Origin of the sequence: Nonomuraea sp. NPDC005692 (genome assembly GCF_040631115.1) — a bacterium.
In the GTDB taxonomy this organism is placed as follows: Bacteria; Actinomycetota; Actinomycetes; order Streptosporangiales; family Streptosporangiaceae; genus Nonomuraea.
In genome coordinates this window covers 1-24,185 of sequence record NZ_JBEXYU010000002.1, presented here as the reverse complement: position 1 = coordinate 24,185, position 24,185 = coordinate 1, and the positions used below count along the sequence as shown (strand labels likewise).

Below are 24,185 nucleotides of genomic sequence, written 5' to 3'. Positions count from 1 at the left end.
GCGCCGGAAGCATAAACGATGCTAGTCTCCTGTGCGATCTTCCGGAGGTGTATTTACACAAGGTGTGGAAATGCCCCCGACTCGAGGTTGGGACATGGGCTCGCGAAACCGGTCAATTCGGTTCAAGATCTTTTTATTGCTGCTGCTACCCCTCCTGTCTCTCAGCGCGCTGTGGGGTTTCGTCCTCAACCTGACCATGGGCGACGCACAGTCACTCCTCCGGGCCGACACGCTCTACGAAACACTCGGCGTCACCTCCACCGACCTGGGCGTACAGCTCCAGTCCGAGCGGGTGCGCTCCGCCGAGGCGCTCACTACCCGTGAACTCACCGAGGTCCTGGGCGCGCAGCGGGCCCGTACGGACAAGGCGGCGGCCGACTTCGAGCACGCCGTCACCGAGGCGGGCGACGCGATCGGCGACGACCTGCGGACGCCGCTCGAAGCCCTGACCGCCCACCTCGACCGGCTCGGCACCATCCGCGCCGACATCGACGGCGGCATCAGCTCCCGCCTGGCCGGCCTGGACGCCTACAACCAGGTGCTCGACAGCGTCTTCGCCCTCTACGACCACCTGATCTCCGTCTCCGACCTGACCGTCTTCCAGCAGGCCACCTCCCTGCACGCCATGGGCAGCGCCCGGGAGTACATCGCCAGGGAGCACGCCCTCATCGTCGGCGCGCTGGTGGACAAGCGGCTGACCGAGCCCGAGCGGGCGGCCTTCACCGAGTACGCGGCCTCCAGGAAGTTCCTGCACGCCCGCGGGCTGGCCGGGCTCGACGTGCCGCTGCGCAGGCCGTTCGAGCAGGCGTTCGCGTCCCAGCCGTTCCTGACCTTCTCCTCGCTGGAGTCCAGGATCGTCAAGACCGGGACGCCGCCCGCCGACGCCGAGGCGTGGAAGAGCGCGGTGGACCGGCTCACCACCGAACTGGACCGCGACAGCGCCGCCGCCGCCGAGGCGCTGGCCGGCCGGACCGCGCGGGCCGCGACCGGCACGGTCGTCGAGATCGCCGTCGCGGGCGGCCTCGGGTTGATAGCCGTGCTCGCGTCGATCATCATCTCTGTACGCTTCGGTCGCCGCCTGGCGGGCGAGCTGTACGGGCTGCGTACCGCCGCGATCGAGCTGGCGGAGGTGCGCCTGCCCGACGTCGTGGACAGGCTGCGCAACGGCGAGGACGTTGACGTGCGGAAGGAGGCCAGGGCCATCAGGGTGAGCGGATCGGCGGAGATCACCGACGTGGGCCGGGCCTTCGCGTCCGTGCAGCGCACGGCGGTGACGGCGGCCGTCGGGCAGGCCGCGCTGCGCCGCGGGGTCGGGCAGGTCTTCCTCAACCTCGCCAGGCGCAAGCAGGGCCTGCTGCACCGGCAGCTCGGGCTGCTCGACAGCATGCAGCGCCGCACGCACGACCCAGACCGGCTGGAGGAGCTCTTCCGCCTCGACCACCTGACCACCCGCATGCGGCGGCACGCCGAGAGCCTGATGATCCTGTCGGGGGCGCCCCCCGCGCGGGCCTGGCGCAGGCCGGTGCCCGTGATCGACATCGTCCGGGCCGCGGTCGCCGAGGTCGAGGACTACACGAGGGTCAACGTCGAGGCCATGCCGGTCAGCGCGTTCGACGGCGGGTCCGCGGCCGACCTCACGCACCTCGTGGCCGAGCTGATCGAGAACGCCACCATCTATTCACCGCCGGACACCGTGGTCCAGATCCGCGGCGACGTGGTCAGCAACGGCTACGCCGTCGAGATCGAGGACAAGGGGCTCGGGCTGTCGGCCGTCGAGTACGCCGCGATCAACAAGCTGCTGACCGAGCCGCCCGAGTTCGACCTGGCCGACAGCGACCGGCTGGGCCTGTTCGTGGTGGCCAGGCTGGCCGAACGCCACGGCATCAAGGTCCAGCTCCGCCGCTCGCCCTACGGCGGCACCGCGGCCATCGTGCTCGTGCCGCGCTCGCTGGTCACCGAGCAGGCCGCGCTGACCGCCGGCGACGACGACGGCCGGCCGGCGGAGCTGCCGAGCCGTACGAAGAAGGCCCTCGCGGTGGTCAGCTCGGGCACCCACGCCGGACTGCCCAGGCGCGTGCGCCAGGCGAACCTGGCGCCGCAGCTCAAGGAAGAACCGCCGGAGCCGGAGCCGCAGGCCGAACGCTCTCCCGACGAGGTACGCGATCTGTTCTCCGCGTTCCAGCGGGGAACCCAACGTGCCCGAGAAGAAGCCTCCGAGGAGGAGCCCATGAGCAAGGGGGACGCATGACTGCGCAAACCACCAACACCGGTGAGCTGAACTGGCTGCTCGACGACCTGGCAGGCCGGGTCGCGGCCGTCCGCCAGGCGGTCATCCTTTCCACCGACGGCCTGGCCGTCGGGTACTCCAAGGGATTGACCCGCGAGGACGCCGAGCACCTGTCGGCCGTGGCCGCGGGCTTCCAGAGCCTGGCCCGCGGCACCGGGCGCCATTTCGGCGGCGGCGACGTGCGCCAGACCATCGTGGAGATGGAGAGCGCGTTCCTGTTCGTCACCGCGGCCGGCCAGGGCACCTGCCTGGCCGTGATCGCCGAGGCGAACGTCGACGTCGGGCACATCGCGTACGAGATGGCGATGCTGGTCAAGCGGGTGGGCCAGCACATCACCACCAACCCGCGCGCGGGAACGGCATGACCGACGCCCCCCGCTGGTACGACGAGGAGGCCGGGCCCGTCGTCCGGCCCTTCGCCCTCATCCGAGGCCGGACGCGCTCGTCGGGAGACGCCTTCGACCTCGTCGCGTCCGTGCGTGCGCTCGCCGACCAGGCGGACGACCTCGGTCCGGAACAGCAGCTCATCCTGCGGGCGGCGCGGAGCCCGATCTCGGTGGCCGACCTGGCCGTCGAGCTCGACCTGCCCGTAGGCGTCGTCCGGGTGCTGCTCGGCGACATGCGTGACCACGGCCTCATCTCGGTGACGTCGCCCTCGGCAACGGGGTCGCGTTCGAATGAGCGCATTCTCAAGGAAGTGATCAATGGACTCCGTGCTCTCTGAGGACCCCGTCGCGCTGAAGATCCTCATCGCGGGCGGGTTCGGCGTCGGCAAGACCACCCTGGTCGGGTCGATCAGCGAGATCAAGCCGCTGCGCACGGAAGAGGTGCTCTCCGACCGCGGGATCGGGGTCGACGACCTCGACGGCGTGGAGGCCAAGACGACCACCACCGTGGCGATGGACTTCGGCCGCATCACGATCCGCGACGGACTGGTCGTCTACCTGTTCGGCACCCCCGGCCAGGAACGGTTCTGGTTCATGTGGGACGAGCTGTCCTACGGCGCGCTGGGCGCGGTCGTGATCGCCGACACCCGGCGGCTGACCGACTGCTTCCCGTCGGTGGACTACTTCGAGCAGCGCGGCACGCCGTTCGTGGTGGCCGTCAACTGCTTCGATGGCGCGTCCCAGCACAGCGTGGACGACGTGCGCATCGCGCTCGACCTCGACGACGACGTGCCCGTGATGCTGTGCGACGTGCGGCGCAGGGCCTCGGCCAAGGAAGTGATGATCACCCTGGTCGAGCACTCCCTGCGGACGCTCACCGCCGCCAACTAGGACGCGCGGCCCGCCGCCGTCGCGAACCGGGGCGCGCGCGGCCCGTCGCCGGGCTAGAGCGCGCGCAGCCCGTTGATCACCTCGCGGAGCAGGCTCTCCGTCGGGGTGGCGGTCTTGTCGCGCGGCGGGCGCACGTCGATCAGGTCGTACTCCAGCAGGTCGCCGAGCAGCACCCGGATCACGCCCACGGGCAGCCCGAGCTCCGAGGCGACCTCGGCGACGGGCCTGGAGTGACCGGACAGGCAGCCCATCAGCCGCCGGTGCTGGCCGCTCAGCTCGGCCTTGGCCGGCGCGGGCCGTCCCGTCGAGACGACGGTCGCCAGCAGATCGAGGGCCGGGGACGAGGGCCTGGTGCGCCCCCGCGCCACGGCGTACGGCCGGACGACGGGCCCGGCCTCCTCGTCAACCCACTCGTGCTCGCCGCTCACGCTCGGGAACCCCCATCCTGGTCGCTTTCCTGCCGCCCCCGCTGCCATCCGGACTGGAGTGAGGAGAGCAGCGCCCTGGTCTCCTCAGGCGAACGCTCGTCGGCCACGGGCGCCGGGGGCGTCGGCGCGGCCATGGGCGCCTGCCTGAGCCGCTGCCGCTGCGGCAGGCCCGTCTGCCGTTCGCGGCGCGGCAGGTCCTGCTCCGGGCCCGGCGCGGGTCCCGCGCGCTTGCTCGTGCGCACCCGGCGCGGCAGTTCGCCCGGCCCGGTCGCCTCCCCCGCGTCGACCGGCCGCTCGGACCGGACGACGGAGACGGACACGGGCTCGAACTCCATCGGCCGCACCGGCGTCGCCATGGGCTCGACCAGCGATCCCGGCACGAGCACGATGGCGGTCGTGCCGCCGTACGGGGACAGCTTCAGCGTCACCTTGATGCCGTGCCGGGCGGCCAGCATGCCGACCACCGCGAACCCCAGCCGCTCGGTCTGCGCGGGGTCGAACTCGGGCGGGCTGGCCAGCCGGTCGTTGATGGCCTTGCGGGTCTCCTCGTCCATGCCGAGGCCGCGGTCCTCGATCTCGACCGCGAAGCCCCTGCCGACCATCTCGCCGCGCACCGAGACCTCGTTGGCGGGCGAGGAGAACGAGGTCGCGTTCTCGATCAGCTCGGCGAACAGGTGCATGAGGTCGGCCACGGCCGAGCCGGACACGCCGCACTCGGGCATCGGGTAGACGCGGACCCGGGTGTACTCCTCGACCTGGGCGGCGGCGCCGCTCAGCACGTCCTCGACCGGGATGACGCCGCGCCACCTGCGGCCCGCCGTGCCGCCCGAGAGCAGCACCAGGCCCTCGGCGTGGCGGCGCATGCGGGTGGTCAGGTGGTCGAGCCGGAACAGGCGCTCCAGGGCCTCGGGCTCCTCGGTCTGGCGCTGCATCTCGTCCAGCATCCTGAGCTGGCGCTGGAGCAGCGACTGGCTGCGCCTGGCCAGGTTCCGCAGCGCCTCGGCCACGCCCTCGCGCAGCCTGGCCTGCTCGACGGCGGCGTCCACGGCGGTGCTCTGCACGCTGTCGAAGGCCGCGGCGAGGTCGACGACCTCGCTGGTGGCATTGTCGCCGACCTTGATGGGCGGCGCCTCGGCCTCGATGTCCACCCGCTCGCCGGTACGCAGCTTCGTCACCACGTCGGGCAGCCTGACCTCGGCCAGGTCGAGCGCCGTACGGCGGAGGGTGGCCAGCTCCCTGGTGATCCTGCGGCCCACCCGGACGGAGATGAAGATCGAGAAGGCCACCGCGATGAGCCCCAGCGCGCCCGCGATCGCGGCCCTGACCACGATGACCACGCCGGCCGGCTCCATCCGGCCAAGCAGCTTGTCCCCGGTGTCCCAGACGGCCTCGCTGTAGTCCTTGAGCACCTGGTCGGCGATGCCGCGCCAGAGGTCCATGTCGGCCGGCTGGCCGGCGACGAAGCTCCTCAGGAGGCTCTCCATGGTGATGTACCTGGAGGAGTAGAACAGCTTCTCGAACGGCGCCCGCAGCTCGCTGTCGAGGTTGGCCAGCGCCTTCGGGAACAGGAACGTGCGGGTGCCGTCGATGCCGGCCAGCAGGTGCACGTCGTGCATCGAGGGGCGGCCGTTGGAGGCGACGACCAGGGCGTTCTCGCGGCTGAGCAGCTCGCGCACCTCGTCGGCCGCGATCAGGCCGTGGGCCTGGAGGGACAGTTCGAGGTCGGTGCTGACGGTCAGCCTGGAGTAGAGCAGGTGGACCTCGTCGGAGACCTTGGCGTACTCGGTGACCAGGTTGCCGGGGGTGAGCCTGCGCTCGTCGACCTTGCGCCTGACCTCCGGCAGCCGGTCGACGGTGTCCAGCACGACCTGGAACTGCTTCCTCATGTCGTCGGTCATCGCCGCCTGGGCGTCCTCCGACAGGGCCTGCTCGCGCAGGGTCTTCCTGGCGGCGTCCACCTTGGCGCGGGCCTTGGTCAGGGCCCCCTGCTCGGTCGCCGTGCCGGCGAGGCGTTCGGCGGAGGCCAGGCGTTCGACCTGGAGGTTGGAGACCAGGCCGTCGGCGTTGTTGATCACTCCCGACCAGATGGCGTCGACCTTGAAGAGGTTCAGCGCCTCGCCCGTGGTCGTGCTCGCGGCGAAGCCCCAGAGCGCGATCAGGGAGATCAAGGGGATGACGAGCAGCGTCGAGATCTTGAATCGGATGGATCTGCCCGATGCCATGACACCTGCTCCCGCGTAGAAGATCGCGGGAGAGAATAGCATCGAAACAGACGAGATTAAGATCGACTAGCGATAAATCTGTGATATGTCGGGAAATTTGCGTCTACTGGGTGCTTCGGGGCGCGGGCCGGCGACCACGTCAGCCACAGCGCCCACGCCGCCAGCAGGCCGAGCAACGACACCTCGGCGCCCAGCAGCAGCCGCTCGACCAGGCCGATCATGACCCGCTCCCCCGGCAGGGCCACGTACGTGATCGCCAGCAGCCCGAACCCGCCCGCCAGCGCCACCCACTCCACGGCCCGCGCGACGGGCTTCCAGTGGGCGTCCGCGGTCAGCCTGGGCACCAGCAGGGCCCCGGCGGCCGGCAGGCTCACGAAGGCCGCGATCGACACGTACCGGTGAACCTGGGCCGCGAGGTCGAGATCGAGGCCGAGGGGGACGGTCGGGATGACCGCCACCACGACCAGCGCCGCCGCCCACACCATGAGCAACTTCTCCGGCAGCCCCCGGATCGGCGCCCCCATCCTCCTCAGTGCGGCCAGCAGGGCGAGCGACCCGATCCCGAGCACCGCCATCGCGACCTCCGTGACGCCCCCGCGGTCGGTCACGGCGTACTCGCTGATGGTCACGTTCATGGGGTCGAGGTAGGGGTCGGGCCCGAAGTGACCGACCAGGATCGCGACCACCGAGAACACGATCGATGCACAGGCGATCAGGGGGTAGAGCCTCGCCGGGGTCATGAGGGCCCTCAGGCTCGCGCTCCAGGGCGCTCTCGCGACTCTCACTCTGCTGTTCGGCACTGCGGTCATGTGCCCAACTCTCGCGCCCCCAGGCGTGTCGCCACATCCGGTGGCACCCCCGAGCCGTCCCTGAGTCCGCCCCTGAGTCCCCCTCCCCCGTCCCCGGGGTGGACGGTGCTCCTCAGTCGGAGGCGACGAACAGGCGGAGCACGCGATCGGGACGGCCGATGGGCGTCCAGGAATCATCGAATCCATCGTATTGAAATACGCTCATATCCCGAGCCACTCGAAAAACGGTATCGTCCGTGACCGCGCAGGACGCACTGTGGTCCCCTATGCGCTGCCAATTTCCGCCTGCGTCCTGAAATCGATATACGCCACTGAAGTCGGCGGCGGTGGCGAAGAGCCCGAAACCTCCGGCGAAGATTTGGAGGACACCGCGGGGAGGGGCGCCGAGGTTGTCCCAGGCGGTGCCGGATCCGGTGTATCTGAACACCGTGTTACCGAGCGGGTCCGTCCGGAAGACCGTGTCCGCGATCGCGTATGCGCCGCCCTTCGGGCCGATGCGTTCCCAGTCGTTCGGATTGCCGCTGTAGAGGAAGGTGTCACCCTGGAAGTCGGGCATCTGGGCCACGACGCTGAACCCGCCGACCGCCAGGAACCCGGAGTCGCCGACCTTGCTCCACAGCGGCGTGTCGCCGTCGAAGCCGTCGAACTGGAGGATCCGGCTGCCGTCCCGAGGCGTCTTGTAGACGGTGTCGTCGGAGACGGCGTAGGTCGCTCCGATCTCGCCGACGGAGAACCAGTCGAAAGGGGTGCCGCTGTAGCCGAACGCGGTGCCCGTCTCGTCGCCGGTGCCCTCGACGAGGGTTCCCCACCCGCCGCCGAAAGGCCCAATGACGGTTACCGGCCCTCTGATCTGGGTCCAGGAAGTGCCGAATCCGTCGTACCGGAACACGCCGTTGATATTGTCCGCAGCGTCGATGGTCACGGCATTAAGAGTGAGGGCCACGGATCTCTCCGTTTCTCGCAGGAAGGACACCCGTGGTTCCAGGTATCACGCTGATCGCAGCATCGCTTCACACGTCCGCGACCAGCAACTCCGACACGCATCGGATTTCTAATGACTTGTCCACCGCGAGGCTTTTTTCACCCAATAACAAGAGCCCTCAGTCGAGCACGTGGGACGTGGCACTGGCATAGCGGGCGCGGATCTCCGGGACGGCCGGGGCGTCGTAGGTCTCGGTGTCCTCGGTCCGCCAGTCGGGGGTCGTGAGAAGGGCGGCGGCCTGGCGGGCGGCGCCGTCGGCGACGTACTCGCCGGGCGGCGGCACCGCGATCGGCACGCCGAAGACGGTCGGCGCGACGCGGCGTACGGCCTCCGAGCGGGCCGCGCCGCCGATCAGCAGCACCCGCTCCGGCCGGGTGCCGAGTGCGTCGAGGGCGTCGGCGAGGCCGCACAGCATGCCCTCGACGGCCGCGCGGGCCAGGTGGGCCGGGGTCGAGGTGGCCAGCGTGAGCCCGAGGACCGAGCCGGTCGCGGTGGGCCGGTTGGGGGTGCGCTCCCCCTCCAGGTACGGCACCAGCGTCAGCCCGCCGGCCCCCGCCGGGGCCCGGAGCGCGAGGTCGCTCAGCTCGTCGAGGCCGACCCCGGCCAGCCCGGCGGCGGCGTCGAGGACCCTGGCCGCGTTCAGCGTGCACACCAGCGGCAGGAAACGCCCGGTGGCGTCGGCGAACCCGGCGACGGCGCCGGTGGGGTCGGCGCTCGGCGTCTCCGCGACCGCGAACACCGTCCCGGACGTGCCGAGCGAGACCACCACGTCACCCGGCCCGGCCCCGACGCCGAGGGCGGCCGCCATGTTGTCGCCGGTGCCGGGCGCGAGCAGCGGCCCGGCCGACGCCGGGTCGCCCGCGCGGTCGGTGGGCCCCAGCACCCTGGGCAGCAGCGGGACGGCGCCGAAGGCGGCCTTGAGCAGGTCGGTGCGGTAGGCGCCGGTGGCCGGGGACCAGTAGCCGGTGCCCGAGGCGTCGCCCCGGTCGGTGGTGAGCAGGTCGAGCGGCGGCGGGGGCGCGTCCTGCCAGGCCGCGAGATCGGCGCCCGGACCGGAGCCCTTGCCGAGACCGGAGCCACCGCCCGGACCGGAGCCGCCGCCGAGGGCGAGCGCGCCCGCCAGCCGCCAGGTCAGCCAGTCGTGCGGCAGGCAGACCGCCGCCGTGCGGCGGGCGTTGTCCGGCTCGTGCTCGGCCAGCCACCGCAGCTTGGCCACGGTGAACGCGGCGACGGGCACCGAGCCGACCGCGTCGGCCCAGGCCCCCGGCCCGCCCAGCTCCGCCACCAGGTCGGCGGCGGACCGGGCGGAGCGGGTGTCGTTCCAGAGCAGGGCGTCGCGCACGACCTCGCCCGCCTCGTCGAGGCAGACCATGCCGTGCTGCTGCCCGGCCACGCTGACGGCGGCGACGTCGGCGAGCCCGCCGGCCTCCTCGACGGCCCGCAGCAGGGCGGTCCACCAGTGGGAGGGGTGGATCTCGGTGCCGGCCGGATGGGCGGCGCGGCCCTGCCTGACCAGTGCGCCCGTCTCGGCCTCGCGAATGACGACCTTGCAGCTCTGCGTGGAGGAATCAACCCCAGCGACCAGCGTCACCCGAACTCCTTATGCGTGCTCCAGCGCGAGATGGTTGAGATGGTATCCCCGCTCGGGAGCCACAATCAGGGGCAATTCTGGGTGATTCACAGCCCCGAGGGGTCGCGGCCGACGCTGATCTCCTCCGCGATCTTGCGGATCTCCGCCACCTCGAGACCTGGAGCCTTGGGCAGGTGGCGCAGCAACGCCTCCATGACGACGGGCACGGGCTGGCCCGCCATCAACCCGGCGATGCCGTGGACCGTCCGGAACAGTGCCTCTTCGGTGTGGTGCATCGGCAATCCCCTCGTTCGGCTACCGGGAGAGGCTACGGCCTGGCCGTGACAGTTCGCTCGCTACCGCTCCAGCGTGTCCCGCACGGCCGGGCGTTCTACCGTTCCAGCGCGCCCCGCACGGCCGAGCAGATCGCGCCGAGCTCGCGGACCTGCTCGCGGGTGAGGGCGTCGAACAGGCTCCGGCGCACCTCCTCGACGTGGCCGGGGGCGGCGGAGGCCAGCGTGGCGAACCCCTCGTCCGTCAGGACGGCGACGTTGCCCCTGCCGTCGGCCGGGCAGCGCTCGCGGCGCACCCAGCCGCGCTCCTCCAGGCGGGCCACGGCGTGCGACAAGCGGCTCTGGGAGCTCTGGGCCCTGGCGGCCAGCTCGCTCATGCGCATCGACCGGCCCGGCGCCTCCGACAGGGTCACCAGGATCACGTAATAGGTGTGCGGCATGCCCGCCTCGCGCTGGAGCTGCCGGTCCAGCGCCTCGTTGATGAGCTGGCCGGCGGCCAGGAAGTCACGCCAGGTCTGCTGCTCGTCCGGATCCAGCCATCGGGTCACCCTCTCATTTTAGTTGAACTCTCATATACTCTGGCCGGGAGAACCAGGTGAAAGGGGACGACCATGCCGGTCCACAGGCTCAATCACGCGGTCCTCTACGTCCGTGACGTGGAGCGCAGCGTGGCCTTCTACCGGGAGGCGCTCGGATTCGAGGTGGTCATGGGCATGCGCGGCGCCGCGTTCCTCCAGGCCCCCGGCTCCAGCAACGACCACGACCTCGGGCTGTTCGAGATCGGCGCGGCCGCCGGCCCCTCGCCCGCCGGACGCACCGCCGTCGGGCTCTACCACCTGGCGTGGGAGGTCGACACGCTCGACGAGCTGGAGCGCATCGCGGTCACCCTGAGCGAGCTCGGCTCCCTCGTCGGCGCCTCCGACCACGGGACGACCAAGGCGCTGTACGCCAAGGACCCCGACGGGCTGGAGTTCGAGGTCTCCTGGCTCGTGCCCGCCTCACTGATCACGGACGAGACGCTGGCCGCCCGGTCCGCCATCCGCCCGCTCGACCTGGCCGCCGACAAGGAGCGGTACGGCGCGCAGACCCGGGGCGGGATTGGGGTGTCGATCCCGGCCTGAAGGTACCGTGGCAGGTATCCGACCGATTTGTTCCGGAGAGGGTCATGCCAAACGATCCGGATCACGTCCTCGACGCCATCGACGGCGTCGTGGACGAATGGGAGACGCTGAGCGCGGACGCCATGCGCTGGGCGCCTCCCGAGCACAAGTCGCCCGACCTGCTGGACGAGGCGACGGAGATCCTCAGGCCGCTGGCCGAGGCGCTCTCCGAGGTTCTGCGGCCGCTCGGCGACTCCATCAACCGCGCGCTGGAACGACTCACCGACGACGACTGACCGGCCTGTTCCGCGCGTAGCGTTTCGTGGCCTTCAGTCCGTTCTGCGGCGGCGGGTGCGGCGCGGGTACGCCTTGGCCGTCTCGGCCAGCCGGGCCGAGTGCTCGGCCTGCCGGCGCCAATGGCCGTACGCGTCGCCGCGCTGGGCCAGCCGGTCGAGCTCCCGCACGGTCGTGAGCGGGATGAACGCGGGCTCGGCGTCCCGCCAGGGCGTGCCGGGCAGCGGCATGAACGTGTGCGTGTGGATGCGGGCGCCCAGCTCGGCCAGGTCACCGGCCAGCACGAGCGACCGGCGCTGGTCCTCCTCCGACTCCCCCGGCATGCCGAAGATGAAGTCGACGTTCGGCCTGAAGCCGTGCTCGACGGCGATCCTGACGGCGTCGCGCACGGGCGAGGTGCCGTGCCCGCGACCCGAGGCGGCCAGCACCCGGTCGGATCCCGACTGGGCGCCGATGATCAGGTTGTCGTTGGCGACGTACCGCTTGAGCAGCCGCATGGCCTCGGGCGTGACGTGCTCGGGCCGCACCTCGGAGGGGAAACTGCCGAAGAACACCCGGCCGTGCGGCGGCAGCTCCTCCTTGACCCCCGCCAGCAGCTCCTCCACCGCGCCGAGATCGGGATCGGGGCCCGGCGAGCCGTAGGAGAGCGAGGTCGGCGTGATGAACCGCACGTCACGCAGCCCCTGCTCGACCATGCCCTTGACGTGCCGGCGCACGCTCGCCACCGACCGGTGGCGGAACTGGCCGCCGAACATGAACGGCGTCTGGCAGAACCGGCAGGTGTACCGGCATCCCCGGGTGATCTCGATCGGCCCCTTACGCCCCAGGAACGACGGGAACGCGTCGAGCGGGAGCTGCGGGGCCGGGCGCGTCCTGAGCGCGACGCCGTCGCCGTCCTTGACCGCGAGGCCCGGCACGGTCGTCAGCGGCTCGTCCCGCCGCAGCGCCTCCACCAGGGCGATGATCGTGGACTCGCCCTCGCCGATCGCGGCCAGGTCCCAGCCGGCGTCGATGACCTGCTGCGGCTCGGCGGTGGCGTGCACCCCGCCGGCGACGTGCAGCCCCCGGCCGCCGCTGAGCGACCTGACGGCGGCCAGCTCGGCGGCCATGGCCTCGGCGTCGGGCGAGTAGAACGACCAGAGCACGAGCACCCGGTCGGCCCCGCTCGCCGCGATGTGGGCCGCCGTCTCCTCCGGGGTGACGCCCAGCAGCTGCCGGTGCTCCACGCCCGAGGTCTCCAGGGCGGCGAGCACCGCGTGCACGCCGTACGTCACGGCCTTGCGGTAACGGACCACCACATCCACTGCCAGCGCCACGACCGGCAGCGTAGCTCAGGCGGAGGCCAGCCGCATGGGACGCAGCGCGCCGGTGAGCTTGGCCAGCTCGGCGAGCATGGCGTCGGCGGCGGCGATCATGACGTCGTTGGGCGCCACGGTGCCGTCCTCGGCGATGAACTGCTGGTAGAAGGGGATGTTGACGGCTTCGACCACGGGGATCATCTTCAGCGTGCTGACGACCTGGCGCAGGCCGTTCACCGCCCGGGTGCCGCCGGAGATCCCGCCGTAGCTGACGAACCCCGCCGCCTTGTGCTGCCACTCGTGGTGCAGGTAGTCCAGAGCGTTCTTCAGCACGGCCGTGAAGCTGTGGTTGTACTCGGGGGTCACGAACACGAAGGCGTCACCCCGGTCGACGGTGGCGCTCCACTCCTTGGTGTGGGCGTTCACGTACTGCTTGAGCTTGGGGTGGTTCGGCTCGTCGAGGAACGGCAGGCCCACCTCGGCGAGGTCGACCAGCTCGACGTCGAAGTGGCCGGCGGCGACGGCCCGGCTCCTGAACCACTCGGCGACCTCGCGCCCGGCACGGCCGGGGCGGGTGCTGGCGACGATGATCTGCAGGACCGGCTTGTCCATGGGGCTCCTCCTCAGGTGGTTGATACCTCAACATTATTGAGTAACTAAACATTTCTTAGCAAATGCTAGGATCACTCCCGTGAGCCCCCATTCCGTCTGCGTCCGGTTCCACGTCGCCCTCGAACTGATCGGCGCCCGGTGGTCGGGGGCCGTGATCCACATGATCTTCAAGGGCGCCCATCGTTACGCCGCTCTCAAGGCGGCCATCCCCGGCATCAACGACACGATGCTGGCCCGCCGGCTGCGCGAGCTGGAGACGGCCGGGCTCGTCGAGCGGCGCGTGCTGGCCACGTCGCCGGTGCGGGTCGAGTACCACCTGACGGAGATGGGCCAGGAGCTGCGTCCGGTCCTCGACGAGCTGGTCACCTGGGCGCACAAGTGGATCCCGCTGCCCGAGGAGCCGGCCAGGTCCGCCTAGCGCGTACGGGCGAGCGCGGGGAGGCGGGCCGGGGTTAGACTCCGGGCATGCACTGGCGACATTGATGAACCACCAGCGGCCGACGCGGCAGGAGCGCGCGCGGGCCTCCGAGGTGCCGAGCACCAGACGGAGTCCCTGTCCGCCCCTTCCGAGAGGGCCGCATGTTCGTCCCCAAGCTTTACGTCTACACGTTCCTCGGCGAGTTCGTCCTGCTCTACCCGGTGTACACGCTGCTGTTCACCGATTCCGGGCTCTCGGTGGCCGAGACGTCCTCGCTGTTCGTCATCTGGTCCGTGACCGGCATGGTGCTGGAGATCCCCTCCGGCGCCTGGGCCGACGCGGTGTCCCGCCGACTGCTGTTGTTCCTCGGCCCGCTGCTGGCCGGCGCCGGCTTCGCACTGTGGGTGCTGTTCCCGTCCTACTGGGCCTTCGCGCTGGGCTTCGTGTTGTGGGGGGCCGAGGGCGCGCTCGTCTCGGGCGCCTTCGAGGCGCTCGCGTACGAGGAGCTCGAACGCCGGGGCCTCCAGAGCCGGTACGCCGCGATCATGGGCCGGGCCCACTCGATCGGCATCGCCGCCGCCGCGTCGGCGATCGCCCTCGCCACGCCCGTCTTCGCGATCGGCGGTTATCCGGCGGTGGGGGTGGCCAGCGTGGTGGCCTGCCTGTTGTGCGCGGCGACCGCGCTGACCCTGCCCGAGCGGCGTCCTGCCCGAGCGGCGTCCGCTGATTCGGATGGGCGGTATCTCGCGGTTCTGCGGGCCGGTGTGGCCGAGGCCCGTACCGATCGGAACGTGCTCGAAGCGATCGTCCTGATCTCCGTCGTGACGGCGATCTGGGGTGCGCTGGAGGAGTACGTGCCCTTCCTGGCCGCCGAGACCGGCGCGCCCAGGACTGCCGTTCCGCTGCTCGTCCTGGCCGTCTGGGTCGGGGCCGCGGCGGGCGGCCTGCTGGCGGGGCCCGCCCGCCGCCTGAGCGAGCGGTCGTTCGCGCTGGTCCTGGCGCTGGCGGCGCTGGCCATGGCGGCGGGCGCGCTGGTTCCGCATCCGGCCGGGTTTCTGCTGGTCGCCGGCGCCTTCGGGGCGTTCCAGATGGCCGGCGTGGTGGCCGACACGCGGCTGCAGGAACGTGTCTCGGGCGGCCAGCGGGCCACCGTGACGTCGGTGGCCGGGCTCGGGACGAACGTGGTCACCCTGGCCGTCTACACGGCCTACGGCGCAGGATCGCCGTTCCTGTCCCACGGCACGACGTTCGCCCTCCTGATCCTGCCGTACGTGGTCATCGCCCTGTGGCTGGCCCGGGAGCGGGTCGCGCCGATGTGATCCTCTTCGACGCGAACGGGACGCGCTTGGGCAGCGGCGGCGGCTCCTCCCCCTCCTCCGGAGCCGCCGCCCCGCCCCGGCGCGCCCGCCACCGGGACGGGAACACCGAAGCGGTCAGCAGAATGCCGCCGATCACCAACGACCAGGTATTCAGCAATGCCGCGTACGCGTCCAGATAATCGGCGGGCACCAGGTCGAATCCCATTCTCCGGTCGCCTCCCGTGGCGGCCCGCACGACCGTCGCCCCGGCCAGGGCCGTGAAAGCCAGGCCGGGCAGCAGCGAGGCGACCGGGGAAATCCGGGAACCGGCCAGGACTCCGATGAGGACCGCGGTCCCCGCCAGCGCCGCCGTCGCCGTCCAGTCGAGGACGGACGTGGTCGCGCGGGGTCCGTACAGGAGACCGGCCGCGATCAACGGGATCGCGGCGACCCCCACCGCGGCCCCGGCGAAATGACGAACACCATTACCCATAGGGAACACCTCCAGGCCCAATACGATACCGACATACCACCAGTTACAACTTTAGGTTGAAAAATCTCCATTTGTGGCCGGTGGCCGGAAAGACGGGCATATCGCCTTAATAGGAAATATTTGGTATCTCCTCATTTGGCTGTCAGCCGTTACCGTGACAGAACCCCCCATCGAGGAGCGGCGGCATGTTTCGCTGTGCAGTGGCAGGCATCACCCTCGTGGCTGCTTGCCTGGCCACCCCCGCCCACGCGGCGTCCGACCCCGTGATCGAGGCGCTCTCGCGCGACCTCGGCCTCTCGGAGCCCGCAGTGGTCACCCGGCTGGCGAACGAGCGGCATGCCGCCGCCCTGGAGGCCGAACTGGCCACCTCACTGGGCGACTCCTACGGCGGGTCGTGGCTGACCGAGGACGCCTCCGCCCTCGTCGTCGCCACCACCGACCCCGCCCGGACCGCCGTGATCTCGGCCCGGGGGGCGCGCCCTGTCGTCGTGCGGCACTCGCTGTCGGAGCTGGACGCCGTCGTCCGCCGCCTGGACCAGGCCGCCCGCCGCATCCGGACGGGCCCCGCCCTCTGGTACGCCGACGTCCGCGCGAACCGGGTCGTCCTCCAGGTCGCCTCCCCGTCCGGGTCCGCACCGGCCGCCGCCCTGGTGGCGGCCGCGCGCAGTGCGGCCGTCGTGGTGGCGCCGGCCGCCGAACTCCCCCGCACGTACGCCGACATCATCGGCGGCGACCCCTTCTACGTCGGCTCGATGCGCTGCACGATCGGCTTCTCGGTCACCAAGGGCAGCGTCCAGGGCTTCGTCACCGCGGGACACTGCGGGCACACCGGCGACCTGGTCAAGTCACCAGCCGGCACCTTCCAGGGCTCGTCCTTCCCGGGCAACGACTACGCGTGGGTCGCCACCCCCGGGCACACCGCGCAGCCGTACGTCCGCGGCCCCGGCGGGACGCTGGTGACCGTACGCGGCTCGGTCCAGTCGACGGTGGGCGCGTCCGTCTGCCGTGCCGGGCCGACCACCGGCTGGCACTGCGGCACCGTCCAGCAGCACAACGCCACCATCACCTACGCCCAGGGCACCGTGTACGGCCTGACCCGCACCAACGTGTGCGCCGAACCCGGCGACTCCGGCGGACCGTTCATCTCGGGCGGCCAGGCCCAGGGTGTGACCTCGGGCGGCTCCGGCAACTGCAGCACGGGCGGCACGACGTACTACCAGCCCGTCAACGAGATCCTCAGCGCGTACGGCCTGACCCTCCGCACCGCCTGACCCTCTCGTCCAGGGCCCCCACTCCTCCAGGGACGCCCACTCCTCCAGGGACGCCCGGCACCTTCAGGAAATCCGTTCGCGCGCCACCGATGAGTTCCCACGCCCGGTCGAGTCTGCCCTCCCGAAGGCGGATCCCCTCCGCCGCACCGACCATCGGGAGGCAACGATGACGCGCCCCATCCTGAACAGCCTGCTCCTGGCCAGCACCGACCCGGCACGACTACGCGCCTGGTACGCCACCGTGCTCGACCCCGAGTCCGACACCGACGTCACCCACTACGGCGTGCTGACGTTCGGCGACTTTCACCTGATCATCGACACCCGGGCCGACGTGGCGGACAAGAATCCCGAGCCCGGACGGGTGATACTCAACTTCGACGTCCCGGACGCGCGCGCGATCGCCGCCCGGATGGAGGAGGCGGGCGTGTCCTGGCTGGCCGAGCTCGAGGACCGCGAGGGCAGCCTGTTCGCCACGGCGATCGATCCCGACGGCAACTACGTCCAGATCATCCAGCTCAGCGAGGAACACCGGAAGGCGATGTGACGATGTTCGGCAAGACGAAGGCGTTCAGCGGATTCTCCGTCGACGATCTGGCCGCCGCGAAGGCGTTCTACGGCGACACCCTGGGGCTGGAGGTGTCGGAGTCGAACGGCCTGCTGACCCTGCACATCACCGGCGGCACCGACATCCTGGTCTACCCCAAACCCGACCACGTCCCCGCAACCTTCACCATCCTCAACTTCCCGGTCGAGGACATCGAGCAGACCGTCGACGCCCTGGCGGTCCGCGGCGTGCAGTTCCAGCGCTACGAGCACCTGAAGACCGACGAAAGGGGCATCTTCCGCGGTGGCGGCCCCCTGATCGCCTGGTTCACCGACCCGGCGGGCAACGTCCTCTCGGTCCTCCAGGACTGACGCCCGGGAGCCGGGCCGCGGTTCGGCGCCGCAGGAACACCTTCCCCACCCTGCGGCGCCCGCCCGACCGCCGAGCGGTGCACGCGCGGGCCTCGCGTGTGGACCGTCCCATCCCACGGTTGCGGCATAACTCACGTTTCCGCAGGCGGACCGCCTCTCTCGTGTCCCACCCTGTCCCACGGACGATGCGCACGACCTCGCTTCCGTGCTCGGATAGGCCCCGTCAGCACGCACCGATCAGCACGTACTGACGAAGGCCCGAAGCACCGGCGAGTTCCCCCGCGAATCCGATCAGAAAAGGCAGTGACAGGACATGAGCCACCACGTCAGCGAGAACCTCCTCAGCATCACGGACGTCGAGCAGCAGCCCAAGGCACGCAGACTGAGGTTCACCCTCAACGGCGCACTCTGGTCACTCCAAGCGTTGTGGGGCTTCTTCTTCGCCGGCAGCGGCTTCGGCAAGGTGCTGCTGTACGACGACGTCCTGTACGCGGCGGCGCCCCGGGCTGTGGCCTGGTACGCGGCGGTGCCGCAGTCCCTGATCGTCTTCATCGGGATCGTCGAGGTACTCGGCGGCATCGGCCTGATCCTGCCGGCGATGACGAAGGTCAAGCCGATGCTGACGCCGCTCGCCGCCGCCGGCCTGACGCTGACGATGGTCCTCGCGGCCGGCTTCCACATCGTGCGCGGCGAGTACGAACTGGTTCCCGCCAACCTCCTCCTGGGAGGCGTCGCGGCCTTCGTCACGGCCGGACGCTGGAAGATGCGCCCCATCTCCCCCGCGCCCGTCACCACTCCGCGCGTACTCGGCGCGCTCGCCGTCCTGGTCGCGCTGGCCCTGCTGACGTTCGCGCCGACGTGGTACACGATGACCAACGCCCAGTTCTGATCACTGCCCTGGTACGTCGAGGCCCCCGGGCACGACTCGCCGCACCACACCACCGGCGCCGGAGCCGTGACCGTCCTCAGCCCGGAGGGGGACGGCGTGAACAGGCTCGTCCTCATTGATCAGAGATCAGGCGGCTTCTCGAGGTATCCATCGGCCGGTGGCACGTCGGCGAACTCCTCGATCCGCTCCCAGTGCTCAACGAGTTCGTCCAACCTGCTGTCCGGGATGCCGGCGAGCGTGTCGCGCACGTCTGCGGGGAGCTCTTCAATTCCCGGCCCCTCCTTGTAAGGAGAGTCGTCGGAGCGCCCTCGGGCGGCGGACAGGTGGTGATCGTCTGCACCAGGTCCAAGCTGAACGGAACGTCTCCAGCAAGGGCTACGAGCCGGCCGAGTACACGCCGGGGTCGATCCACTTGGCGTCCACGGCGTCGAACGTAGCTACGCCCGGGATGGGCTTCTCAACTGCACGTGGGTTATCGGGCTTCTCCGCAGCGGCCTGCCTGTTTGCCGCCCGGTAATAGTCGTAGAAGACCCCCATCGGCCCCTCCCGCTCGATCGCCCGAGATCAGGGGATCGTACGTGTGCGAAAGACGCCCGGACCGCCAGCAGCTGTCCCGGCGCCGAAGTCCCCCGCCGGGGTGTAGTTCGCTTCGGCCGATCGGGACCTGGAGATCACGCTGCAGGCATGCGATCATCACGCTCATGACGACGTGTAGAAAGGGCCATGCCGCGTAGGCGCCCTTCAGCGGTTCGCACCCGAGGATTCATGTGCGTGACCCACAGAGCTTCGATTCATCAGGTTCCCGGTCTCGGACCGCGCCCCATGGCTGCAGTGATCGCGCTGGAGCACACCCGGCTGGGCCCAGGTCATGTGGCTGCGGTGCTGCTGGCTTGGACGCGGGAAGTCATTTCCGGCACCTCCACCCGGCTCCTGCCCATCTGCACATGCCTTGGCTGTTACGAGGACGATCCGCGTGGGGAGCTGGAACAGGTGCTCATGGCATTGCCCCCTTGGGCGCGACCGCACCTCTACAGCCTCGTACTTCCCGTTGACAGAAGCTTTCTCGCTCGAACGTCGCCGGATCCGCTCGCATCCCCTGATTGGCCATGGTGGCGACAGCGGCGGCGCCCGACCTTTTAGAAGAACACCGACCACCTGAGGGTTCCACGCGTCGTTGAGCGCCACAGCGTTTATGGCCTACCAGCCCGGCGGCGGTCCTTGAGGCGAGTTGTGGAAGGACCCCAGCGACTGGACTCCGCCCTCTGGGCTGACGGGCCAACTGCAACTCACGGTCCCGCCGAGATCGAAAAGGCCCTCCCCCGAAGATGGAGAAGAGCCATTGACCTGACGGAGGATCAGGGATTTAAACCCCGGATGGTGTTGCCACCAAACCGTATCAGCAGCTCGAGTCTTGGGTGTCCCTATTGGGTCCACCTGGACCACCTGGCCGCGTTGGTCTCCCTGGACGGGCTATATACGAGACGGGATTACAGCTAGACCAGCCCCGCTGCCGCCTGATCGCCAAGCGCGGAGTGACGGACATCAAGGTAGCCATCGCTCAGCACCGACCTACCGAGTCGACACGCGCGTGCTCGCTGCTCGACTCATGGAGACGGCTTCCCAAACATTCTCCGGGCGCGACGACGGCATGGCTGCCAGGGACGTCGGCGCTCCTGACATCCATGACCACGCCGTCGCCTTTCGGGCTGAGGACGGTGGGCATGCCGCGCAAGTCGCACAGCCACTGAAGATCCCGGCAAGCCAAAGCGGCTCCCCAACGAGCACGAGCTTGTGCGTCGACGGGAGACGAAGCCGAGCACGGGAAGACCGTCCCCCCAGGCCGACGCCGAGTCCAGCGCGGAAACCTCAGCGCCATGAAATCTCGGCAGCGAGATCGCTACAGGTTGTTTGCGCTGCTCAAAGGGTTCATTGACGACCGCTCAAGGTCGCCCGAATATGGCGCGGTTGCTGCCCCCGGCCCACCGCCGCACGATGGGCCGGATTCTCTAAATCGTGGCATATATGCGCGAATCGGGACTTTCGGGAGCCACACGTCAGGATAATATCCATTTTGATGGCGAATACTAGGACATCAAGGACGCGCCATCGTTTCGCTCATTGCTGATTGTTTGCCCGCTTATAAAAAGTGCGTACGTCTTTCATGCTTGACGCTGGGGTATCTCCCTTGTCGCACTGTCGCAGCGGTGTCGGCGGATACAAAAAGAACAGCTCCGACATCCGCGCTACCGCGACACCATTCAAGAGCTCGATCTTACGCAGGTCAACGAGCCTCAGGAAATTACCCAACGTTCTCGCCGGGAATGCTCACCACGGAAAGGAATGCCCGATGCCATTCATCATGCGCAACCCCCTCCCCAAGCTGGCCGCAAGTACACTCGCCGCCACCGTCCTCACCGCAGCAGTCATGACGCCCGCGGTCGCGGCATCCTCTGCCCCCAACCCGGCCGAGGCATACATATCGAGCGTCAGTGCGAACGGAACCGGGTGCCCGCCCGGGACATGGGAGGCGGCGATCAGCCCCGACGGGAAGTCGTTCACGGTTACATTCAGCGCATACGAGACGCTCATCGAACCTGGTAGTAATGCTTCGGATAAGGAATGCACGCTCTCGCTGAACGTGCATACGCCGTCGGGGAGCTCGCTTTCCACCGCCAAGTTCACCTACCAGGGCTACGCGCTCATGGACCAAGCAGGGATGAGCGCGACGCAGAGCGCAAGCTACAACTTCAACGGTGCTCCCGTCCCGGCTCAGTCGGTGCGCTCGCAGATCTTGGGGCCACAAGACGACTCGTACCTCTTCTCCGACCGGATCTTGCTTCACGACGACGTGGCGGCGGCGCAGGGCGCAACCCGCGCGCTGAACGTGGAAACGGGCCTGCTCCTCACCAACAACCCCGCAGAGACCGGCAGCGGCTACTTCAACACCAACAGTGTCGACGGGACGCTCCAAAACGGACCGGGCTGCACCATCGACCGGCGCACCGCCACCTCGGGGCAGACCATCGTCGGCACCTCGGGCGCCGATGTCATCTGCGGCTCACCGTTCGCCGACCGTATCGCCTCGCTGGGCGGCGACGACGTCATCCTCTCCTTCGCGGGCAACGACCGGATCTCCGCCGGTGCCGGCAACGACACCGTCTTCGGCGGCAACGGCGACGACGACATCAGCGGCGACGACGGCAACGACACCCTCGACGGCGAAGCCGGCAACGACCGGATCCTGGGTGGGGCGGGCACCGACACCGCCAACGGCGGGCCGGGCACCGATTCCTGCGTAGCCGAGACGACCACCTCCTGCTGAGTCAGGTCGACGCTCCACTGCGCCGGCCATGCGGATAAGTGCCCCAAGCGCCCCGTCGGCGGCCTGGTCGTCCACCAGGGGAAGGGCGAGAGCTAGCTCACCCCCCTTGCCCGCTCGAACTCCTCGCCCAGTTCAAGGCACATCGCGAGGTGCAGGATGCCGAGCGGGAGAGGGCGGGAGATCGATGGGAAGACCATGGCCTGGTGTTCGCGACCAAGCACGGCTCTCCCATCGAGCGCACCGAGGACTGGAAGATCTGGAAGTCCATCCTTCAGCAGGCCGGCGTCCAAGAGGTCGGATTCACGACGCTCGCCACACCGCCACGACAGTCCTCATCGAGCAAGGTGCGAACATCCGGATCGTTCAGCAAGTGCTCGGCCACACCCGAGTGACCACCACCGAGCGCTACACCCACGTATCCACACCCCTGGTGCGCGACGCGGGCGAGCTCGCCTCCACTCTCTGGGGAAATCTCTGGTCGTTGCGACTATGACACCTTCGAAAATCAAAAAGGCCCTCTCCCCGATCAAGGGAGAGGGCCTTCCGCCTGGCGGAGGATCGAGGATTTGAACCCCGGATGGTGTTGCCACCAACCGCATGAGCAGCTCGGGTTTTGGCCGTCCCAGGCCGTCTCATTTGGACCGAGCGGTCTTGGCGGAACGGGATGGTACGGCGCAGAACTACAACCCATAGCGATCAGAGGAACAAGCAATCCGGCTTGCTCAAATCGAACTCGGTACGCCTGCGAGCTTGGCGCTGCATGACGGATTCCGCCGATGCACTGCTTGCAAAGACGCACGCCGATCTCGCTCCAACAAGGAAGACGCAGCTCAGGATGCGGGTGGCAATCCCCGCGACTCCTCACCATCCCCCGCTTCCCCGCCTCAGCGGGCACGCCAACCGCACCGTTCGGCAGGCCGGGACTGAGGAACGTGTAAGCGGCCATACAAAACTCCAGGTCGACGGACAGGTGCATCCAGGCGGATAGCCAGAAGGGTCCCGAAAGGCGGACCTCGGAAATGACTGACCGCGATCAAGAGAAACGCGACGCGATGCGCCGGCTTTTCCTGAGATGCGGCGGTCCTGCTTTGCGACGGCCGGCCACCGCGCAGGACGAACCCGATGACCTCGCCGCTGTGGAGGCATCCGTACCGTCAGCGTGCCGGTGGGGTGATGTCAGAGAGTCAGCCGGCCTGATCACCGGATCGGACCAATCGGCGTTCCCAGACCAGGGCCACGACGACACCGATGGCATAGGCGACCAGGTCCCATGGGTCGGGGAACGCGCCGACCAGGACACCGCCGACCCCCGGCAGGGCCATACCGACTATTTGGTAGAACTCGACGGCGGCGGCGATCGCGGCCGTGGCCAGAGTGCGGCGTGCGGCGGTGGTGCGCCACAACAGCCCCAAGAACGCGTAGACCAGCATGGTGGCGACGACGTCGCTCACGTAACCACGGATGAACGGTTGTCCCGGCCCCCGGTAGAAGAGGACGAACGCGCCGATGGCGAGGGCAACGCCACCCAGAAGGACCATGGCGCGGCGCATGAGATTGACATCTTCTCCGAATCACAACGATCAGGACGAACCTGATCATAGAGCTCATCACCTATGGCGGCATGCTCATTGGCGTCAGGTCGGCGACAGCGGCGGAGTGCCAGCACGCCGGCACGTAGTGACGATTCATCCGGAACGCAGCCATCGTTCCTCCCCGCCCCACCGACGCGCCCACGCCGGCGGGCTCCATCGACGGATCTGTTGCACCACAGCGTCCACCTCCGTCCCAACAGCCGGATACTCGCCAAGCCACGCCCGTCCTGCACCGGAGGGACTGTCGATCGCCGCGCCATCGATCGATGCACCGATGCCCTCGTGCCCCAGGATCTCCACCATGACGCCCCACGGGTGCTGCTGGGCCACTCGGACCCGGACCCGTTGACCAGGGACCAGGTCTGCTCCTGCGACATCGGATCGCTGCCCGAGATCCTTGTGTCGCAGGGGCGTGTTGAACCGTTCGCCTACCTCGTTGAGCAGGGAGAACGATGGCTTGAGCTCCTCTGGACAGAGCCGACGGTTTTACAGCTCGCGGCTGCTCCGGTCCCGACTTGGCCTTCCATCTGCAACAGGTCTAGAGCTCGCCGTAAGGACCGTGATCATCGCACGGCCCCAACGCTAAGGGAGATCTCCGGACGCGAACGCAGAACCTGCGGATCAGCACCGCAACTTCGAGACAGGTCCTCGTGGCATCGCTGGATCCCAAACGAGGGGTGGGGTGCCCAGCAGATTCCGGACAGTCGGCTACATAAGCTTACAAAAGTCTGGAAGAGGTAGGTACGTGACGAGGCGTCGCAGGCAGTTCTCACGCGAGTTCAAGGAAGAAGCCGTCCGCATGGTGCTGGAGGGCG

General features: G+C 69.3%; 28 protein-coding genes. 15 read left to right on the top strand and 13 right to left on the bottom strand.

All coding sequences use genetic code 11. The features are described from left to right. Positions 1–136 precede the first annotated feature (136 nt). The 4 genes from ABZ459_RS04860 to ABZ459_RS04845 are packed head-to-tail and all read left to right on the top strand — an operon-like array spanning position 137 to position 3,564. Positions 137–2,248 (top strand): nitrate- and nitrite sensing domain-containing protein, encoded by a 2,112-nt coding sequence (locus tag ABZ459_RS04860; protein ID WP_357965951.1) that lies wholly within the window; start codon positions 137–139, stop codon positions 2,246–2,248. After that, positions 2,245–2,652 carry a roadblock/LC7 domain-containing protein gene (locus ABZ459_RS04855; RefSeq protein ID WP_352318060.1) on the top strand — a complete coding sequence of 136 codons (408 nt, stop codon included), beginning with the start codon at positions 2,245–2,247 and terminating at the stop codon, positions 2,650–2,652. Before ABZ459_RS04860 ends, ABZ459_RS04855 begins: the two co-directional genes overlap by 4 nt. Further along, a complete protein-coding gene (locus ABZ459_RS04850; RefSeq protein ID WP_352357593.1) occupies positions 2,649–3,011 on the top strand; it encodes a DUF742 domain-containing protein in 363 nt (120 codons plus the stop codon). The genes ABZ459_RS04855 and ABZ459_RS04850 overlap by 4 nt, the downstream gene beginning before the upstream one ends. Beyond that, positions 2,992–3,564 (top strand): ATP/GTP-binding protein, encoded by a 573-nt coding sequence (locus tag ABZ459_RS04845; protein WP_352318064.1) that lies wholly within the window; start codon positions 2,992–2,994, stop codon positions 3,562–3,564. Before ABZ459_RS04850 ends, ABZ459_RS04845 begins: the two co-directional genes overlap by 20 nt. 53 nt (positions 3,565–3,617) lie before the next feature. Here ABZ459_RS04845 and ABZ459_RS04840 read toward each other — a convergent pair whose 3' ends face one another. From ABZ459_RS04840 to ABZ459_RS04810, 7 genes are all read right to left on the bottom strand, one after another. Continuing rightward, on the bottom strand, positions 3,618–3,992 hold the full coding sequence (locus tag ABZ459_RS04840; RefSeq protein ID WP_357965947.1) for a DUF742 domain-containing protein: 375 nt from the start codon (positions 3,990–3,992) through the stop codon (positions 3,618–3,620). Next, on the bottom strand, positions 3,989–6,214 hold the full coding sequence (locus ABZ459_RS04835) for a nitrate- and nitrite sensing domain-containing protein (RefSeq protein WP_357965944.1): 2,226 nt from the start codon (positions 6,212–6,214) through the stop codon (positions 3,989–3,991). The genes ABZ459_RS04840 and ABZ459_RS04835 overlap by 4 nt, the downstream gene beginning before the upstream one ends. A gap of 56 nt (positions 6,215–6,270) precedes the next feature. Further along, on the bottom strand, positions 6,271–6,954 hold the full coding sequence (locus ABZ459_RS04830; RefSeq protein WP_357965941.1) for a DUF998 domain-containing protein: 684 nt from the start codon (positions 6,952–6,954) through the stop codon (positions 6,271–6,273). A gap of 181 nt (positions 6,955–7,135) precedes the next feature. Beyond that, positions 7,136–7,945: a hypothetical protein gene (locus ABZ459_RS04825; RefSeq protein WP_357965938.1), complete on the bottom strand. Its 810-nt coding sequence runs from the start codon at positions 7,943–7,945 to the stop codon at positions 7,136–7,138. Between the two features lie 178 nt (positions 7,946–8,123). Beyond that, on the bottom strand, positions 8,124–9,596 hold the full coding sequence (locus ABZ459_RS04820; protein ID WP_357965936.1) for an FGGY family carbohydrate kinase: 1,473 nt from the start codon (positions 9,594–9,596) through the stop codon (positions 8,124–8,126). Between the two features lie 86 nt (positions 9,597–9,682). Beyond that, positions 9,683–9,871: a hypothetical protein gene (locus ABZ459_RS04815; protein ID WP_357965933.1), complete on the bottom strand. Its 189-nt coding sequence runs from the start codon at positions 9,869–9,871 to the stop codon at positions 9,683–9,685. A gap of 95 nt (positions 9,872–9,966) precedes the next feature. Continuing rightward, positions 9,967–10,416, bottom strand: coding sequence for a MarR family transcriptional regulator (locus tag ABZ459_RS04810; RefSeq protein WP_357965932.1), 450 nt, complete (start codon positions 10,414–10,416; stop codon positions 9,967–9,969). 63 nt (positions 10,417–10,479) lie between these two features. Between ABZ459_RS04810 and ABZ459_RS04805 the strand changes: the two genes are divergently transcribed. Together ABZ459_RS04805 and ABZ459_RS04800 are read left to right on the top strand one after the other, a co-directional pair. After that, on the top strand, positions 10,480–10,989 hold the full coding sequence (locus ABZ459_RS04805) for a VOC family protein (protein WP_357965929.1): 510 nt from the start codon (positions 10,480–10,482) through the stop codon (positions 10,987–10,989). Between the two features lie 44 nt (positions 10,990–11,033). Continuing rightward, complete coding sequence (locus ABZ459_RS04800) at positions 11,034–11,264, top strand: hypothetical protein (protein WP_352318077.1); 231 nt, start codon at positions 11,034–11,036, stop codon at positions 11,262–11,264. A gap of 33 nt (positions 11,265–11,297) precedes the next feature. Here the strand turns inward: ABZ459_RS04800 and ABZ459_RS04795 are convergent, their stop codons facing one another. Both ABZ459_RS04795 and ABZ459_RS04790 read right to left on the bottom strand, forming a co-directional pair. Further along, the gene (locus tag ABZ459_RS04795) at positions 11,298–12,578 is read right to left on the bottom strand and encodes a TIGR04013 family B12-binding domain/radical SAM domain-containing protein (RefSeq protein WP_357965926.1); all 1,281 of its coding nucleotides are present in this window, start codon (positions 12,576–12,578) and stop codon (positions 11,298–11,300) included. 15 nt (positions 12,579–12,593) lie between these two features. Then, a complete protein-coding gene (locus ABZ459_RS04790) occupies positions 12,594–13,172 on the bottom strand; it encodes an NAD(P)H-dependent oxidoreductase (protein ID WP_357965924.1) in 579 nt (192 codons plus the stop codon). Between the two features lie 79 nt (positions 13,173–13,251). On the opposite strand from ABZ459_RS04790, the gene ABZ459_RS04785 reads away from it, so the two are divergent. Next, positions 13,252–13,590, top strand: a complete 339-nt coding sequence (locus ABZ459_RS04785) for a helix-turn-helix domain-containing protein (protein ID WP_357965923.1) — start codon at positions 13,252–13,254, stop codon at positions 13,588–13,590. A gap of 161 nt (positions 13,591–13,751) precedes the next feature. After that, positions 13,752–14,909 carry an MFS transporter gene (locus ABZ459_RS04780; RefSeq protein ID WP_357965920.1) on the top strand — a complete coding sequence of 386 codons (1,158 nt, stop codon included), beginning with the start codon at positions 13,752–13,754 and terminating at the stop codon, positions 14,907–14,909. Here the strand turns inward: ABZ459_RS04780 and ABZ459_RS04775 are convergent. Then, the gene (locus ABZ459_RS04775) at positions 14,866–15,381 is read right to left on the bottom strand and encodes a hypothetical protein (protein ID WP_357965918.1); all 516 of its coding nucleotides are present in this window, start codon (positions 15,379–15,381) and stop codon (positions 14,866–14,868) included. The two genes, ABZ459_RS04780 and ABZ459_RS04775, sit on opposite strands and share 44 nt — an antisense overlap. Before the next feature lie 185 nt (positions 15,382–15,566). Here ABZ459_RS04775 and ABZ459_RS04770 point away from each other — a divergent pair, with 185 nt between their 5' ends. From ABZ459_RS04770 to ABZ459_RS04755, 4 genes are all read left to right on the top strand, one after another. Continuing rightward, entirely contained in the window at positions 15,567–16,652 is a 1,086-nt protein-coding gene (locus ABZ459_RS04770; protein ID WP_357965916.1) for a S1 family peptidase, read from the top strand. 166 nt (positions 16,653–16,818) lie between these two features. Further along, a complete protein-coding gene (locus ABZ459_RS04765) occupies positions 16,819–17,196 on the top strand; it encodes a VOC family protein (protein WP_357965914.1) in 378 nt (125 codons plus the stop codon). Positions 17,197–17,198: 2 nt separating this feature from the next. Continuing rightward, complete coding sequence (locus ABZ459_RS04760) at positions 17,199–17,567, top strand: VOC family protein (RefSeq protein WP_357965911.1); 369 nt, start codon at positions 17,199–17,201, stop codon at positions 17,565–17,567. 313 nt (positions 17,568–17,880) lie between these two features. Next, on the top strand, positions 17,881–18,456 hold the full coding sequence (locus tag ABZ459_RS04755) for a DoxX family protein (protein ID WP_357965908.1): 576 nt from the start codon (positions 17,881–17,883) through the stop codon (positions 18,454–18,456). Between the two features lie 119 nt (positions 18,457–18,575). On the opposite strand, the gene ABZ459_RS04750 is transcribed toward ABZ459_RS04755, so the two are convergent. Continuing rightward, positions 18,576–18,704, bottom strand: coding sequence for a hypothetical protein (locus ABZ459_RS04750; protein WP_357965905.1), 129 nt, complete (start codon positions 18,702–18,704; stop codon positions 18,576–18,578). 127 nt (positions 18,705–18,831) lie between these two features. Next, positions 18,832–18,993, bottom strand: a complete 162-nt coding sequence (locus ABZ459_RS04745; protein ID WP_357965902.1) for a hypothetical protein — start codon at positions 18,991–18,993, stop codon at positions 18,832–18,834. 1,810 nt (positions 18,994–20,803) lie between these two features. Here ABZ459_RS04745 and ABZ459_RS04740 point away from each other — a divergent pair. From ABZ459_RS04740 to ABZ459_RS04730, 3 genes are all read left to right on the top strand, one after another. Then, positions 20,804–21,778, top strand: coding sequence for a DUF4360 domain-containing protein (locus ABZ459_RS04740; protein ID WP_357965900.1), 975 nt, complete (start codon positions 20,804–20,806; stop codon positions 21,776–21,778). Positions 21,779–21,981: 203 nt separating this feature from the next. Further along, entirely contained in the window at positions 21,982–22,170 is a 189-nt protein-coding gene (locus ABZ459_RS04735) for a hypothetical protein (protein WP_357967460.1), read from the top strand. Then, positions 22,113–22,271 carry a tyrosine-type recombinase/integrase gene (locus ABZ459_RS04730; protein WP_357967432.1) on the top strand — a complete coding sequence of 53 codons (159 nt, stop codon included), beginning with the start codon at positions 22,113–22,115 and terminating at the stop codon, positions 22,269–22,271. Before ABZ459_RS04735 ends, ABZ459_RS04730 begins: the two co-directional genes overlap by 58 nt. 691 nt (positions 22,272–22,962) lie before the next feature. On the opposite strand, the gene ABZ459_RS04725 is transcribed toward ABZ459_RS04730, so the two are convergent. Then, positions 22,963–23,328: a DUF2809 domain-containing protein gene (locus tag ABZ459_RS04725; protein WP_357965897.1), complete on the bottom strand. Its 366-nt coding sequence runs from the start codon at positions 23,326–23,328 to the stop codon at positions 22,963–22,965. Between the last annotated feature and the right edge of the window lie 857 nt (positions 23,329–24,185).